The sequence below is a fragment of the Sphingobium sp. FW306-1B-F04DB genome (assembly GCF_058781925.1).
This window is the reverse complement of record NZ_JBYSXE010000121.1, coordinates 1-1,308: the sequence shown is the minus strand read 5'-3', so window position 1 is coordinate 1,308 and position 1,308 is coordinate 1. Positions and strand designations below refer to the sequence as shown.

Sequence of the window (1,308 nt, the reverse complement as noted above, 5' to 3'; positions counted from 1 at the left end):
ACACCGCGTAATTGATGTAGTCACCCTCCTGGATGGTACGAAGTCGCGAACGCTTCAATGCAGGAGGGTGACCGATGTCGATTTATGCAGGATTGGACGTAAGCGACAAGTCAACGCATGTGTGCGTCGTTAACGCTGAGGGTGAAGTGCTGCGGCGTGATGTCGTGGCAAGTGATCCAGAGGTTCTGGCGAAGTGGTTCGGCCGGCATTTTCCTGACCTGAATCTGGTCGTGCTGGAAACCGGGGCACTGTCGACCTTCCTCTATCATGGCCTGGCGGAGCGGGATGTCCCGGTCGAGTGCATCTGCGCGCGCCACGCCAAGGGTGTGCTCTCTGCGCGGGTCAACAAGAGCGATGTGCATGACGCCGAGGGACTGGCGCAGCTCGCTCGGACCGGTTGGTTCAAGCGGGTCCACATGAAGGCATCCGCCACCCACATCGACCGGGCGGCTTTACGTATTCGATGGCAGCTGGTCACCACGCGGATTGCCATGACGAACCAACTGCGCGGCCTCTTGAAGCTCTTCGGTTTGCGTCTTGGTTCGGTCCGTACCTCTGGCAAGCGCGCAGAGCGCCTGGCTGCGCTGTTTCTGCAGCGGCCAGATCTCGAGCCACTATTTGCCCCGCTCATCGCTTCCATCGAGGCTCTGGAAGAGCAACTGCGTGCCTCCAATCGCCTTCTTGAGAAGCGCGCCACCGACGATCCGGTTTGCGCCCGTCTCATGAGCGTTCCAGGCGTCGGCCCCATCACCGCTCTCACCTATGCCGCCAGTATCGAGGATCCTCATCGTTTTGCCAGAAGCGAGGATGTGGGCGCCTATGCAGGTCTTGTGCCGCGCCGAAGTCAGTCGGGTGAGCGGGATACGCTTGGCGGGATATCCAAAGCTGGCGACGGCCTGTTGCGCCGTGCGCTGTATGAGGCGGCCAATATCGTGCTGAGCCGTGTCCAGCGCCCCTTCGCCCTTCAGGAATGGGGCAAGCGCATTGCCGAAACGAAGGGCAGCAGGCGCGCCAGGACGGCGGTTGCTCGCAAACTCGCCGTCCTGCTTCACTCGCTTTGGCTGAACGAGACTGAGTTCCGTTGGGCCTGAGCCCAGCGCTTCTCTTCCCGGATAGCCATGCCAGGACGATCTCGCCCGGACTGTCGAGGCTCTAACCTCGTGTCGGACCCAGAGACGTCCATCCCATATCGCCCGGCCGCGATCATGAAGGCTCGGATACTCGGCTACCCAAGTCGTCCGATGACCTCGCAGACAACCGTTGGCCAACGGGAAAAAGGAAGCCTGATGCTCAAATCAATTAGACAAC

The 1,308-nt window shown here is 60.8% G+C and carries 1 protein-coding gene; it reads left to right on the top strand.

Features of this window, described 5'->3' with window-relative positions:
* Nucleotides 1-74 precede the first annotated feature (74 nt).
* Nucleotides 75-1,091 carry an IS110 family RNA-guided transposase gene (locus AC3WJD_RS21970; protein WP_492748976.1) on the top strand — a complete coding sequence of 339 codons (1,017 nt, stop codon included), beginning with the start codon at nt 75-77 and terminating at the stop codon, nt 1,089-1,091.
* Nucleotides 1,092-1,308 lie beyond the last annotated feature (217 nt).